At 74.2% G+C, this 14,413-nt stretch carries 11 protein-coding genes; 7 read left to right on the forward strand and 4 right to left on the reverse strand.

What is annotated here, in order from left to right:
- Nucleotides 1-21: 21 nt before the first annotated feature.
- Genes MICAU_RS00335 through MICAU_RS00345 form a run of 3 tightly spaced genes read right to left on the reverse strand, consistent with a single transcriptional unit; the run spans nt 22 to nt 2,358 of the window.
- Nucleotides 22-1,215 (reverse strand): hypothetical protein, encoded by a 1,194-nt coding sequence (locus MICAU_RS00335; RefSeq protein WP_013283277.1) that lies wholly within the window; start codon nt 1,213-1,215, stop codon nt 22-24.
- Nucleotides 1,212-1,742, reverse strand: a complete 531-nt coding sequence (locus MICAU_RS00340; RefSeq protein WP_013283278.1) for a SigE family RNA polymerase sigma factor — start codon at nt 1,740-1,742, stop codon at nt 1,212-1,214. Before MICAU_RS00340 ends, MICAU_RS00335 begins: the two co-directional genes overlap by 4 nt.
- Nucleotides 1,743-1,758: 16 nt before the next feature.
- A complete protein-coding gene (locus tag MICAU_RS00345; protein ID WP_013283279.1) occupies nt 1,759-2,358 on the reverse strand; it encodes a TetR/AcrR family transcriptional regulator in 600 nt (199 codons plus the stop codon).
- Nucleotides 2,359-2,449: 91 nt separating this feature from the next.
- Between MICAU_RS00345 and MICAU_RS00350 the strand changes: the two genes are divergently transcribed.
- Nucleotides 2,450-3,595, forward strand: a complete 1,146-nt coding sequence (locus MICAU_RS00350; protein WP_013283280.1) for an FAD-dependent oxidoreductase — start codon at nt 2,450-2,452, stop codon at nt 3,593-3,595.
- Between the two features lie 16 nt (nt 3,596-3,611).
- On the opposite strand, the gene MICAU_RS00355 is transcribed toward MICAU_RS00350, so the two are convergent.
- Nucleotides 3,612-4,883, reverse strand: a complete 1,272-nt coding sequence (locus tag MICAU_RS00355) for an MFS transporter (RefSeq protein ID WP_013283281.1) — start codon at nt 4,881-4,883, stop codon at nt 3,612-3,614.
- Between the two features lie 118 nt (nt 4,884-5,001).
- On the opposite strand from MICAU_RS00355, the gene MICAU_RS00360 reads away from it, so the two are divergent.
- The 6 genes from MICAU_RS00360 (at nt 5,002) to MICAU_RS00385 (ending at nt 14,368) form a co-directional block, all read left to right on the forward strand.
- Nucleotides 5,002-6,795, forward strand: a complete 1,794-nt coding sequence (locus MICAU_RS00360) for an HSP90 family protein (protein WP_013283282.1) — start codon at nt 5,002-5,004, stop codon at nt 6,793-6,795.
- Nucleotides 6,788-9,631: a hypothetical protein gene (locus MICAU_RS00365; protein WP_013283283.1), complete on the forward strand. Its 2,844-nt coding sequence runs from the start codon at nt 6,788-6,790 to the stop codon at nt 9,629-9,631. Before MICAU_RS00360 ends, MICAU_RS00365 begins: the two co-directional genes overlap by 8 nt.
- Before the next feature lie 71 nt (nt 9,632-9,702).
- Entirely contained in the window at nt 9,703-10,317 is a 615-nt protein-coding gene (locus MICAU_RS00370) for a TetR/AcrR family transcriptional regulator (protein WP_013283284.1), read from the forward strand.
- A gap of 77 nt (nt 10,318-10,394) precedes the next feature.
- Nucleotides 10,395-11,732 (forward strand): acetyl-CoA carboxylase biotin carboxylase subunit, encoded by a 1,338-nt coding sequence (locus tag MICAU_RS00375; protein WP_041799157.1) that lies wholly within the window; start codon nt 10,395-10,397, stop codon nt 11,730-11,732.
- Between the two features lie 25 nt (nt 11,733-11,757).
- Nucleotides 11,758-12,678, forward strand: a complete 921-nt coding sequence (locus MICAU_RS00380) for a hydroxymethylglutaryl-CoA lyase (protein ID WP_013283286.1) — start codon at nt 11,758-11,760, stop codon at nt 12,676-12,678.
- 157 nt (nt 12,679-12,835) lie between these two features.
- Nucleotides 12,836-14,368 (forward strand): acyl-CoA carboxylase subunit beta, encoded by a 1,533-nt coding sequence (locus MICAU_RS00385; RefSeq protein ID WP_013283287.1) that lies wholly within the window; start codon nt 12,836-12,838, stop codon nt 14,366-14,368.
- The last annotated feature ends 45 nt before the right edge of the window (nt 14,369-14,413 follow it).

The raw sequence follows: 14,413 nt of genomic DNA on the forward strand, positions 1-14,413 counted from the left end.
TCCGGCCGCGTTCCGGACCGGTCAGCGGGCGGCTATCGACAGCCGGCCGGGGACGTTGCTCGCCACCCAGTCGACGGCGCCGGTCTCCGGCCGCCACCGGGCCAGCCCGGCGTCGTAGCGGAGCAGCACCGCGCCGTCGGCGGTCCACCCGTACACCTCGCAGCACCCCTTGGTCCTGCCCTCGCGCCCGAGGTCGAGCAGGCGGGTCACCGCGCCGGTGCGGGCGTCCAGCACCGCCACGCCCTCGGCGCCGCTCATCGTGCCGGCGGCGCCCGCGGTGGTGGTCCACCCGGCCTGGGCGATCCGGTCGCCGCGCTGCCAGCCCCGCCCGTAGACCTCGTTCAGCTGGTAGCCGGGGGGAAGCTCCCCGGCGGTCACCGGCCGCCGCTCCGGCGCGCCACCCGAGGCGGGGAACCGGCGTACGGCCAGGCCGCCGTCCCCGGACCAGCCGCCCACTGTGAACAGGTCACCGGACCGGGCCGGCTCGGGCACGACGAGCGTCCACGGGTCGACCGCGAGCTTCCGCGCCGCCCCGGTGCGCCGGTCCAGCTCGTACGTGGTGTCGTTGTCCCCGACCAGCAGCCGGTCCCCGGCCCAGAGCACGTGTTCCAGGTAGCCGGTGAGCGGATAGCGGCGGACCGCGCCGTCGGTCAGGCCGACCACGACCACCTCACCGGTCTGCGCGAACGCGGCGGTCCGGCCGTCCGGCGACAGGCTGCCCGGCTTCAGTGGAGTGGCCTCGTTGCCCTCGGCGTCGCGGGTGGGCGCGAGCGTCACCACGTCGAGTTCCCGGACCATGCCGTCGTCACCCAGCACCCGGACCGGACCGGCGTCGCCGGTCTCCGGGTCGACCGGCTGGTACAGCGCCAGCGCCCGGCTCACCGGGCGGTCGGAGAGGGCGAAGGCGACCCGGTCGCCGAGCCGGCCCAGCGGGTCGCCCGCCTCGCCGAGCCGGTCCGGGGGCCGCTGCACCACAGGCGCGCTCGGTGCCGCCGTCACAGTCGGGCGGGGCGGTGCGGCCGGTGGCGGGCCGGAGCGGTGCAGGAGCGCGGTCGTACCGCCGCCGAGCAGGACCACGGCGACGGCCGCGACGCCGGCGGCCCGGCGGGCGCGGCGGACCCGTCCGGCCCGCTCCCATCCTGCCTCGGCCGGCCGGGTCGGCCGGATCTCCTCGGCGGCCCGGGTCAGCAGCCGGGTCAGCTCGGGTTCGCTCACGGGTTCGCCTCCATCCCGGTCACCAGGCCGTCTCCGGACGTGCCGGGGGCGGGTACGACGTCGCGCAGCTTGCGCAGCGCGTCGTGGCACTGGCTCTTGACGGTGCCGACGGTGACGCCGAGCGCCTCGGCGGTGGCGACCTCGGTCAGGTCCTCGAAGTAGCGCAGCACCACGACGGCCCGCTGACGTGGCGGCAGCCGGTCCAGCGCGGCGCGCACGGTGAGCCGCAGCGCCGCGTCGGCGTCGGCACCCGGCCGGTCCGGTGGGTACGCGCTGAGCCACTCCCGGCGTCGGCGCCGCCACCAGGAGACGGCGTCGCGGTAGAGGATGGCGCGCACGTACGCGGCCGGGTCGCCGTCGCGCACCGACGGCCAGCGCAGCGCCAGCTTGAGCAGCGCGTCCTGGAGCAGATCCTCGGCCTGGTGGCGGTTCCCGCAGATCAGGTACGCGGCGCGCAGCAGCCGGTGCTGGTGCGACTCGACGAAGGCGAGGTAGTCCGCCCGCCCGTCGTCCGCGTCACGCCCCATCCGGCTCCTCCCTCCGTCACCCGCCAGACGCGCGGGACGGGGGCAAAGGTTGGGTCAGGTAGCGCTGAATCGTCGGGCCGACCCAGTCGGCCAGTTCCTCGGGGTCGAGGTCCACCACGGGTGGCAGCCGGACGACGTACCGGGTGAGCGCGAGACCGAGGATCTGACTGGCCACCAGACCGGCCCGGCGGTCGGCGGTCGCCGGGTCGGCACCGGATCGGGCCACCGCGGTGGCGAGCTGGCCGGCGAAGATCCCGCGCATGCGTTCGGCCGCGCCGGGGTTGGTGGCGGCGGCCCGGAGCAGGGCGACGAGTGTCCCGTCCGCCTCCCAGCGGCGTACGAAGTGCCGGGTCAGTGTCTCGCCGAGCCGGTCCGGCGGCACCTCGGCCAGGTCGGGCAGGCGCAGGTCGAACTCGGCCGCCGCGGCGAACAGCCCCTCCTTGCTGCCGTAGTAGCGCATCACCATCGACGGGTCGATGCGGGCGTCGGCGGCGATGGCCCGGATGGTGGCCCGGTCGTAGCCGTCGGCGGCGAAGCGTTCCCGGGCGGCACGCAGGATGGCCGCCCGGGTGGCGTCCGAGCGGCGGGTGCGGGTGGCGGGTTCGGTCACGTCCACGACTGTATGCCAACGCGTGTTGACATCGGCTCTACAGTGAAGTCAACAAGCGTTGGCAAACAGTTGTTGACCGAGCCCGGAGGTGGAAGCGATGCTGCCCGAACGCACCGACGTCCTCGTGGTGGGAGCCGGGCCGACCGGCCTGGCCGCGGCGGTCACGCTCGCCCGGCACGGGGTGACCGCTACCGTCGTCGACCGGCTCGCCGAGCCGCCGGTCACCTCACGCGCCGCAGTCGTGCACGCCGGCACCCTGGAGGTGCTGGACCGGATCGGGGTCGCCGCGCCGCTGGCCGCGCGAGGGCTGCACTCGGCCCGGTTCGGCGTCCGCGACCGGGACCGGGTGCTGGTCACCGTCCCCTTCGACAGGTTGCCGTCGCGCTACCCGTACGCGCTGCTGATCTCCCAGGCCGAGACCGAGGCGGTGCTCACCGACCAGCTCACCGCGCTCGGCGGGCGCGTGCTGCGGCCGTACGAGATGACCGGCCTGGACCTCGACGGCGACGGCGCCGTCGCCCGCTTCGACGGCGGCCGCGCGGTCCGGGCACGCTGGGTCGTCGGCGCGGACGGGATGCACAGCCGGGTCCGCGAGCTGGCCGGCATCGGCTTCGGCGGCCCGGCCGACCCCCGGGAGTCGTTCCTGCTCGCCGACGTCCACGTGGACAGCGCGCTCCCGCGCGACCAGGTGAGCCTCTTCCTGTCCCGCCGGGGCCCGCTGGTCTGGGCGCCGCTGCCCGACGGCACGGTCCGGCTGGTCGCCACTGTGGACGACGCGCCGCGCGACCCGCAGGCGCACCACTTCCAGGCGCTGCTGGACGAGCGCGGCCCGGCGCGCAGGCCGGACCGGGTCACCGGCATGGCGTGGGCGTCCCGGTTCCGGATCCACCACCGGATCGCGAGCACCTACCGGTCCGGGCCGGTGCTGCTCGCCGGGGACTCCGCGCACGTGCACAGCCCGGCCGGTGGGCAGGGGATGAACCTCGGCCTGCGCGACGCAGTCGCCCTCGGCGACGCGCTCGCCGCCGGCCCGCAGGCCCTCGACGGGTACGCCGCCGACCGTCGCCCCCGCGCCGAGGAGGTGCTCGGTTTCGCCGCCGGGCTGACCCGGCTCGCCGCCGCACCGCCGGCCGTGCGACCGCTGCGGAATCTGCTGCTCCGGGCGGTCTCCACGCTCCCGCCGCTCCGTCACCGGATCGCCGTTCGCCTGGCCGGCTTCGAGCCCGCGCGGCCCGATAGCTGACGCGCGGGGCGGGTGATCAGTGCGGTGGCGCGGCGGGCGGGCCGGTGCGCGCTCGGAAGGTCACCCAGACGGCGGCCGTGACCAGGGCGAAGACCGCGGCGGCCGCCCAGGGGACAGGCGTCAGGCCGAACGCCTGGGCGGCGAGACCGGCCAGCACCGCGCCGGCCGGTGCGGCGGCCAGCCCGGCCACCCGCTGTGCCGCGCCCACCCGGCCGAGCAGATCCGGGGGTACGTGCCGCTGCCCGTACGCCGCCCGCAGGCTGTTCCAGATCGTGGAGCCGGCGGTGAACCCGGCCATCGCGAGGCCGCCGGTCAGCGGGTGCCGGGCCAGCGCGAATCCGGCCAGCGCCAGCGTCTGACCGAGCAGCACGACACGCAGCGTGGGCAGCGTGCCGAAGCGGGCGGCCAGCCGTCCGGCGAACAGCGCGCCGCCCAGCCCGCCCGCGATCGCGCCGGCCGCGAACAGCCCGTACGCCGCCTCCGGCACCCGAAGCACGGCCAGCGCATAGAGCACGAGCACCGAGGCCAGCCCTCCGATGGCCAGATTCGACCCGGCCGTCCCGACTGTCAGCGCCCGGAGAACCCGATCCCGTCGAAGAAACCGAATCCCCTCCCAAACCCCGCCCTTGTCCTCGTTGATCTTGCGGTTGTGGCCCCTCGACCGTCCTTTTTGCGCGGCTTTGCCGGGGCGGAAAGTGCAAGATCGGCGGGGAGTCGGGGCGGGGATGGCGAGGATGAGGACGGCGGCCAGGGCGAAGGTCAGGGCGTCGGCGGTGAACGGGAGTGCGGGGGAGACGGCGAAGAGGACACCGGCCAAGGGGGCGCCGACGAATCCCCCCGCGACCGCGGTTCCGGCCTGGAGGCGGGCGTTGGCGCCCGCCAGCCCTTCGGGCGGCACCACAGTGGGCAGCAGCGCGTACGCGGACGCGTCGAAGAGCGTGCCCAGCAGGGCGAGCAGCGAGGCGACGACGACCAGCGTGGCGATCCCGGCGTGCCCGGTCGCCACGGACCAGGCCAGCGCCGCCACCACCACGGCCCGCCCCCCGTCCACCACCGCCATCGTCCGCCGCCGGTCCCACCGGTCCGCGTACACGCCGCTGAGCAGGCCGAACAGCAGCGGCGGAAGGAGCCCGGCCACTGTCACCGCGGCTACCGCGCGAGGGTCGCGGGTGAGCGTGGCGGCCAGCAGGGCCAGAGCCGGCGTACGCAGGGAGTCCCCCACCTGCGAGCAGACGGCGGCGGACCAGAGCAGCCGGTAGTCGCGGCCCGGGACGGCGGTGATCGTCATGCCGGGAGACGGTGTGCCCTGCACCCGGTGGAAGGTCAAGCCGCCGGGGTGAAACGGGACGGACACTGTCGGCGCTGACCGGTACGGTGAGCGCCGAAAATCCGAACCGGGAGCGCGATTGGACCGCACCTTCCAGGTGGACCTCCGTGGCGTGGTCGACCTGCTCAGTCATCACCTCTACGGCAGTCCGCGGGTCTACGTGCGCGAGCTGCTCCAGAACGCCGTCGACGCGATCACCGCGCGCCGGTCCACCGAGCCGAAAGCCCCGGCCCGGGTCCGCATCGAGCCGCCGGAGCTGACCGGCGACGGGACGCTGCGCGTGCACGACACCGGCATCGGCCTGACCGAGGCGCAGGTGCATGAACTGCTCGCCACCATCGGCCGCAGCTCCAAGCGCGACGAGCTGGGCTTCTCCCGGCACGAGTTCCTCGGCCAGTTCGGCATCGGCCTGCTCTCCTGCTTCCTGGTGGCGGACGAGATCCGGGTGGTCACCCGGCACGCCGACGAGCCCACAGTGCTCTGGACGGGCTGGTCCGACGGGCGGTACGCGGTACGGCTCGCCGAGCCGGACCAGGCCCGGGACGAGCCCGGCACCACAGTCACGCTGGTGCCCCGGCGCGACGCCGACCAGTGGCTCGGCGTACCCACTGTCACCGAGCTGGCCCGCCTCTACGGCGGCCTGCTGCCGGTCGACGTGCGGGTCGGTGACACGCCGACCACCGCCGGCCCGCCGCCGTGGCCGACCACGCCCGGTGCGCCGGTGGACCGGGCCGCCCTCCAGCGGTACGCGCAGGAGCTGCTCGGGTTCGTCCCGTTCGACGTGGTGCCGCTGTCGGTGCCCGAGGCCGGCCTGACCGGCGTGGCGTTCATCCTGCCCGCCGCGGTGAACCCGGCCGCCCGGGCCGGGCACCGGGTCTACCTCAAGCGGATGCTGCTCAGCGAGCACGCCGACGGGCTGCTGCCCGAGTGGGCCTTCTTCGCCCACTGCGTGGTCGACGCCAGTGAGCTGCGGCCCACCGCCAGCCGCGAGGCGCTCTACGAGGACGCGCTTCTCACCTCCGTCCGGGAGGCGCTCGGCGACCAGATCCGCGGCTGGCTGGTCCGCCTCGCCAAGCACGACCCGCGCCGGCTCGGCGAGTTCCTCCAGGTGCACCACCTCGGCGTCAAGGCGCTCGCGATGCACGACGACGAGATGCTGCGGCTGGTCGACCAGTGGTGGCCGATGGACACCAACGTCGGCACGATGACGCTCGCCGAGTTCCGGCAGCGGCACGGCGTGCTCCGGTACGCCGCCAGCCTGGACGAGTTCCGCCAGCTCGCCGCCGTGGCCGCCGCGCAGGACGTGGCAGTGGTCAACGGCGGCTACACGTACGACACCGAGCTGATCGAGCGGCTGCCCACAGTGGACCGCTCGGTGCTGATCGAGCGGCTGGAGCCGAGCGACCTGACCACCCGGTTCGAGATTCTCGACCCGGCGACCGAACTGGCCCTGCGGCCGTTCCTCACCGCCGCGCAGCGGGCCCTGGAACGGCTCGGCTGTGAGGTCGTGATCCGGGCGTACGACCCGGTCTCGCTGCCGGCGCTCTACCTGGTGTCCCGGTCGGCCGCGTTCCACGACCAGCTCGCCGCCAGCCGGGACAAGGCCGACGAGCTGTGGGGCGGCGTGCTCGACGCGCTCGCCGCCTCAGCGCCGCCGGACCGCCCGCAACTGGTGCTCAACCACCGCAACCCGCTGGTCCGCCGGGTCACCACGCTCGCCGACCCGGAGCTGGTCGGGCTGGCCGTCGAGGCGCTCTACGGGCAGGCCCTGCTGCTCGGGCACCACCCGATCCGGGCGGCCGACGCCGCACTGCTGAACAGTTCCTTCCTCGGCCTGCTCGGCCGGGCCGTACCGGGAGAGACCCGTGACTGACGACGACCTCTGGCGGATGCACCACGAGATCGAATCCATGCCGTACGGGCCGGGGCAGATCGCCGCGCTGGAGCAGTTGCTGCGCCGCGCCGACGCGGGCGACGACAGACACCTCGCCTTCGCCGCCCGGGTCACCGGCACCACCGCGTACGTCTACGGCGGCGAACCGGCGAAGTCCTTCGTCACGTTCTCCTGGTGCCTGGCCGAGTACGACAAGGATCCGCAGCCCTACCACCAGCGCTACACGCACCAGCTGCTCTGGTTCTTCAAGTACATGGTCAACGCCATGGTGAAGTTCCCGGAGCTGCCGCTGGACCGGACGTACGCGGTGCTCGACGACATGGAGCGGCGTTACCGCGACTCCGGGCACTCGCTCCAGGCGGTCTACAAGCACCGCTACCTGGTGGCCGCGCACCTGGGCGACGACGAGGCGGCGGAGCAGTGGTACCGCAAGTGGATGACCACCCCGCGCGACACGCTCTCCGACTGCGCCGGCTGCGACCCGACCACGCAGGTCGCGCACCTGGTGCGGCACGGCCGCCACGAGGAGGCGGTGGCGCTGGCCGAGCCGGTGCTCGCCGGGCGGCTCACCTGTAGCGAGCAGCCGCAGGGGATCCTCACCGCGCTGCTCACGCCCTACCGCGAGACCGGCCGCACCGACGCGGCGCGGGACGCACACCGGGAGGCGTACCGGCGGGTGCGCGGGCACCTCGCCGACCTGTGGGACATCGCCGACCACGTCGAGTTCTGCACCGTGACCGGCAACGAGGCCCGCGCCCTGGAACTGGTCGAGCGCCACCTGGACTGGCTGGACCGCGCGCCCACCCCTGCCGCCGCGATGCACTTCGCGGCCGCCGCCTCGGCCGCGCTGCGTCAGGTGCCGGCCGAGCTGACTGTGCACCGCCGCGCCTCCGGCGAGCGGGCCGCCGCCGACGTGCCGGCGGGTGCGCTCGCCGACGAGCTGGCCGGTACGGCGACCGCGCTGGCCGAGCGGTTCGACGCGCGCAACGGCACCACGCACCAGTCCGGCCTGATCGCCCGCAAGCTGGCGGCCGGGCCGGTCGGCGAGCACCTGCCGCTCTCCGCGAGCCTGCGCCGCCCGGCGGTGCCCGCCCCGCGTACCGGCTCGGACGCGCCGGTGGCCTCTCCGCAGCCGGTGACCGTGCCGGCCGACGCCGGTGCCGACGAGCTGCTCGCGCTGGCCGAGGAGTGCTGGCGCACCAACCGCCGGGACGGCCTGGTCGCCGCGTTGCACGCGTACGACGAGCGGTTCGGTGACGCCGACGTGCCCGCGACCACCCGCGCCTGGCGGCTGGAGCTGCGGGCCGGTGAGCTGTCCCAGGACGACGACGGCGTGCCGGTGGCGATCGAGGTCAACCGCGAGGCGCTCGCCGCGTGGCGGGAGGTGCCGGACCCGCTGCGCGCCCAGGTGGTGGCCGGGCGGCTCGGTGTGCTGCTCAGCATGGTCGAGGAGAGCGCGGACGAGGGGATGGCCCTGGCCCGGGAGTCGGCCGGCTACCTGACCGAGCACGGCGAGCCGCGTGACCGGGCCGCCGGCTGGGACCGGCTCGCCCTGGCCCACGTGCACCGCGAGCAGTGGGCGGAGGCGCTCGACGCGCTCGACCGGGCCGAGGCGGAGGCGGACGCCGATCCGTGGCTGGCCGGGCGGGTCGCGCTGCACCGCACGCACGTGCTGGAGCAGTTGGAGCGGGCCGAGGAGTTCCGGGACGCGGCGGCGCGGTCCCGCCGGCTGGCGGGCGAGCTGGGCGACGCCGAGATGCTCACCGGCGCCTGCCTGGCGTACGCCCGCGCCACCGACGACCCGGCCGACGCGGTGGCCGCGTGCGAGGAGGCGCTGTCGGTCGCCCCGGCCGGCGCCCACCTGCCGCTGCGGGTCACCCGGGGCCGGGCGCTGATGGCCGCCGACCGGGCCGGCGAGGCGGTGGAGGATCTGGCCGAGGCGGTCACGCTCTGCGTCGAGCAGGGGCTGGAGGGCGACGCGCTGCTGCGCTGGGAGCTGGCCGAGGCGTACCGGGTGGCCGGTCGGCTGGCCGAGGCCGCCGAGGTGGCCGAGGAGGCGGTGCTCGGGCTCGACCGGGCCGGCGCGCAGGCCGAGGCGGACCGGTGCCGGCACATGCTGGCGGGCATCTACGCCGGCCTCGGCGAGACGGATCTGGCGCTCACGGTGCTCGACACGCTGGCCGAGAACCTGGACGGGCCGGACAATCTCCCCCACCGGGCGCAGGTGCTGGAGGAGTCCGGTGGCCTGCTCTACGACGCCGACCGGGACGCCCTGGCCGCGCAGCGGTTCGCGGCGGCAGCGACCGCCTGGCGGCTGGCCGGCTTCCAGGTGGACGAGCTGCGGGCCCGGCGGCGGGAACTGCTCGCCCTGCACTGGTCCGGCGACCTGCCGGCCGCGGTCGCAGCGATCGAGCGGGTGGACGAGGCAGCGGCCGCGCTCCCGGCCGAGGCCGACGAGGCGCCGGTGGTCACGTACGAGCGGGCGATGGCCGCCGACGCGGTGGCCCGGGTGCTGATCGGCGAGGACCGCCTCACCGCCGCGCTGGACCGGGTGGACGGGGTGCCGGAGCGCCTCCGGTCGATCGAGGCGTTCGGCGAGGCGGCGCAGGTCGAGGTGCTGACCGGCGAGCTGCTGCTGCGCGACGGGCGGCCGGAGCAGGCCGAAGGGCTGCTGCGCCCGGTCCTGGGCGGGCTGCCCAGCGGTTCCCGTCCCGCCACGCAGGCCGCCTGGCTGCTCGCCCGCGCGCTCGACGAGCAGGGCCGGGAGGCCGAGGCGTCGAAGGTCCGCGCCGACCACGGCATCGAGGAGGACTGACACGACGGGCTGGGGCAACCGTTGGGTAACCGCGGCTGCCCCAGTTCGAACGCGAGGTCTAGGCTGGTCCGGTGGCGGTGGAACAGCAGGCACGGGGTGCGGCGGGTGCGGCCCGGCGCCGGTCCCGGCGGGACGAGATCCTGGAGATCGCGGTCGGCCTCTTCGCGGCGCGCGGCTACCACGGTGTGTCGATGGACGACATCGGCGCGGCGGCCGGGGTCACCGGTCCCGCGCTCTACCACCACTTCGCCGGCAAGGAGGCGATGCTCGTCGCCGCCCTGATCCCGGTGAGTGAGGGGTTGCTCGCGGGCGGGCGGGAACGGGCCGCCGGTCACCCGGGCGACCCGCGTGCGGCGCTGGAGTCGCTGATCGACTTCCACGTCGACTTCGCGCTGGCGAACCCGGCGGTGATCGCGTTGCACCTGCACGAGCTGGACCGCCTCCCGGACGAGCCGCGCCGCCGGATCCGCCGGCTCCAGCGGATGTACGTCGAGGAATGGGTCACCGTGCTGACCGCGCTGCACCCCGGCCTGCCCGACGGCGCGGCCCGGGTGCTCGCCCACGCGGCGTTCGGCCTGATGAACTCGACGCCGTTCCTCGGCGGCGAGGTGGACCGCCGGCGCCGGGCCGAACTGCTGCGCGGCGCGACCCTCGCGGCCCTGCTCGCGCCCACCGACCCGACCTGACACGCCGCGCGTACCTTAACGCGTGTTAAGAAGAGACCCCGGCTTTGCGTCGAGAAGGGGTCACGTCCGTGCAGAAGATGATCGAATCGTTGTTGGTCGCGAATCGGGGGGAGATCGCGCGGCGGATCATCCGCACCGGTAGGCGGCTCGGGATCCGGACGATCGCGGTGCACTCGGAGGCCGACGGCGCGCTGCCGTTCGTGACCGAGGCCGACGAGGCGGTCTGCGTCGGCCCGGCGAACCCGGCCCAGAGCTACCGGAACGTCGAGGCGATCCTCGACGCCGCCCGGAGCACCGGCGCGCAGGCGATCCACCCCGGCTACGGCTTCCTGTCCGAGAACGCGGACTTCGCCCGTACCGTCGAAGGGGCCGGCCTGATCTGGGTCGGGCCCGGCGCCGACGCGATCAGCGCGATGGGCGACAAGATCAACGCCCGGAACCTGATGGCGGCCGCGGGCGTGCCGGTCGCGCCCGGCACCACCGAACCGGCGAGCGACCTGGACGCGGCGGTCACGGCAGCCGCGGAGATCGGTTACCCGGTGATGGTCAAGGCCGCCGCCGGTGGCGGCGGCATGGGCATGGGCGTGGCCGCCGACGAGGCGGCGCTGCGCACCGAGTACGACAAGGTCCGCGCGTTCGCCGAGCGGATGTTCGGCGACGGGTCGGTGCTGATCGAGCGGTACTTCCCCCGGGTGCGCCACGTCGAGGTGCAGATCCTCGGCCTGGCGGACGGCCGGGTGGTGGCGCTCGGCGAGCGCGAGTGCTCCGTGCAGCGGCGCAACCAGAAGCTGGTCGAGGAGTCGCCGTCCCCGGCGGTGTCGCCCGAGTTGCGCGAGCGGTTCCTGGCCGCCGCAGTGCGGGCCGGCGAGGCGGTCAACTACCGCAACGCGGGCACTGTGGAATGCCTGCTCGATCCCTCGACGCAGGAGTTCTTCTTCCTGGAGATGAACACGCGGCTCCAGGTCGAGCACCCGGTGACCGAGTACGTCTACGGCGTCGACCTGGTCGAGGAGCAGTTGCGGGTGGCGTCCGGCCTGGCGCCGACGTTCGACCCGGACGCGCTCACCCCGCGCGGTCACGCCATCGAGCTGCGGATCAACGCCGAGGACCCGAAGCGCTTCCTGCCCGGCCCGGGCGCGATCACCACCTGGAACGAGCCGTCCGGCACCGGCGTCCGGGTCGACTCCGGCTACGTCGCCGGCAACACCGTGACGCCGTTCTACGACAGCCTGATGGCCAAGCTGATCCTCACCGGGGCGACCCGCGAGGAGGCGGTCGAGCGGGCGCGGGCGGCTGTCGCCCAGTTCGAGATCGCCGGCCCGAAGTGCAACCTGCCGTTCTTCGCCGAGCTGCTGGAGAACCCGGAGTTCCTCTCCGGCGACTACGACACCGGCATCGTCTCCCGGATGCGCTGACCTTCGACCCAGTGAGGTGAATCTGATGGCGGAACTTCCAGGCTCCGTGAGCATCCGTGAGGTCGGTCCCCGCGACGGCCTCCAGAACGAGGAGCCCATCCCCACCGACGCGAAGGTGCGGCTGCTCGACGCGCTGTCCCGCACCGGGGTACGGCGCATCGAGGCCGTCTCCTTCGTCCACCCGAAGGCGATCCCGCAGATGGCCGACGCCGACGAGGTGTGGCAGCGGGCCGAGAAGGTCGACGGCGTGCGCTACTCCGCCCTGGTGCCGAACACCCGTGGCGCACAGCGGGCGCTGGCGGCGGGCTTCACCGAGATCGAGGTGGTGGTCTCGGCCAGCGACACGCACAACCGCCGCAACGTCAACCGGTCCACCGACGAGTCGCTGGACGACATCGCCGAGCTGATCGACCTGCTGCACGGCGCGGGCGCCACCGCCGAGGTGATCGTGGCGACCAGCTTCGGCTGCCCCTACGAGGGCGACGTGGACCCCCGCCGGGTCGCCGCGATCGTCGACCGCGTCGCCCGCGACGGCGCGGACCGCGTCGCCTTCGGCGACACCACCGGCATGGGTACGCCCCGGCGCGTCCGCGAACTGGTCACGGCGGTCCGGGACCGCAACGCCCACCTGCCGGTGCTGCTGCACTTCCACAACACCCGTGGCACCGCGCTGGCGAACATGCTCACCGCGATGGAACTGGGGATCACCGAGTTCGACGCCAGCGTCGGCGGCCTCGGTGGCTGCCCGTACGCGCCGGGTGCCAGCGGCAACCTGGCCACCGAGGAGGCGGTGCACATGCTGCACGACATGGGCATCGACACCGGCATCGACCTGGACGCCCTGATCGAGGCCGCCGAACTGGCCGAGACTCTGGTGGGCAAGCAACTCCCGTCCGGAGTCCTCCGGGCCGGCCCCCGAACCCGCCTGACCCCCCGCCCGGCCTGACCCCCTCTCCCACCCACCCCCGTGATCAACGAAATGAGCGGGGGTGGGTGGGGTGCGGGGGCGTGGTGGGGTGCCGGGGATGGTGCGGGTGGGGTAGCCTAACGATCGTTCAGGTCGGTGGGCGCCCTGTGCGGGGGCCGTGGCAACGGGAGTCGGCGTGACGCTCGACGGTGAAGCTCTGGAGCAGCTACGCAAGCGCGCCCGCGCCGGCGGTGCGGACAAGTACCACGCGGCAAACGCCGCGAAGGGGAAGCTGTTCGCCCGCGAGCGTGTGGCGTACCTGGTCGACGAGGGCTCCTTCGTCGAGGACGGGCTCTACGCCAACGCGATGGCCGACGGGCTGCCCGCCGACGGCGTGGTCACCGGCACCGCCACGATCGACGGCCGCCAGGTCTGCCTGATGGCCAACGACTCCACGGTCAAGGCCGGCAGCTGGGGTGCGCGTACCGTCGAGAAGATCATCCGGATCATCGAGCGGGCCTACGCGACCGGCGTCCCGATGGTCTACCTGGTCGACTCGGCCGGCGCCCGGATCACCGACCAGGTCGACCTGTTCCCGGGCCGCCGCGGCGCCGGCAAGATCTTCTGGAACCAGGTCCGCGCCTCCGGCTCGATCCCGCAGGTCTGCGCGCTGTTCGGGCCGAGCGCGGCGGGCGGGGCGTACATCCCGGCGTTCTGCGACGTGGTCGCCATGGTGGACGGCAACGCCAGCATGTACCTCGGCTCCGACCGGATGGTCGAGATGGTCACCGGCGAGAAGACCACGCTGGAGGCGATGGGCGGCGCGAAGGTGCACTGCGCCGAGTCCGGCGTGGGTCACTTCCTCTGCAAGACCGAGAACGACGCGCTCGACGTGGTGCGGACGTACCTGTCCTACCTGCCGTCTAACTGGAAGCAGGACCCGCCGGCGGCCGAGGCGGTGGCCGCGCCGGAGAAGGCCGACCTGGCCGCGCTGGTCCCGGCCAGCGAGCGGCAGGCGTTCGACATGCGCCGGTACGTCAAGGGTCTGCTCGACGAGGGCAGCTTCTTCGAGATCCAGGCGCTGTGGGCCAAGGAGCTGACCATCGGGTTCGGCCGGCTCAACGGCGAGGTCGTCGGCGTGGTCGGCAACAACTCGATGTTCAAGGGCGGCGTGCTCTTCGTCGACTCGGCCGACAAGGCGACCCGGTTCGTGCAGCTCTGCGACGCGTTCAACGTGCCGCTGCTGTTCCTCAGCGACGTGCCGGGGTTCATGGTCGGCAGCGCGGTGGAGAAGCAGGGCATCATCCGGCACGGCGCGAAGATGATCACGGCGATCTCCGAGGCGACCGTACCCAAGATCTGTGTGGTGGTCCGCAAGGCGTACGGCGCGGGTCTCTACGCGATGGCCGGTCCCGGCTTCGAGCCGGACGCCACGATCGCGCTGCCCACCGCGAAGATCGCGGTGATGGGCGCGGAGGCCGCCGTCAACGCGGTCTACGCCAACAAGATCGCCGCCATCTCCGACGAGGCCGAGCGGGCCGCGTTCGTGGCCGCGAAGCGCGAGGAGTACGAGCGCGACATCGACGTGGTGCGCCTCGCCAGCGAGCTGGTGGTGGACGCGATCGTCGAGCCGCACGAGCTGCGCGCCGAGCTGGTACGCCGGTTCACCGCCGCGCGCGGCAAGGAGCGGCACTTCTCCCGGCGCCGGCACGGCGTCACCCCCGTCTGACCCGGTAAGGAAGGGCCCCCTCTTAACGCCTGGTGCATGTAAAGG

Source organism: Micromonospora aurantiaca ATCC 27029 (assembly GCF_000145235.1).
Classification (GTDB): domain Bacteria; phylum Actinomycetota; class Actinomycetes; order Mycobacteriales; family Micromonosporaceae; genus Micromonospora; species Micromonospora aurantiaca.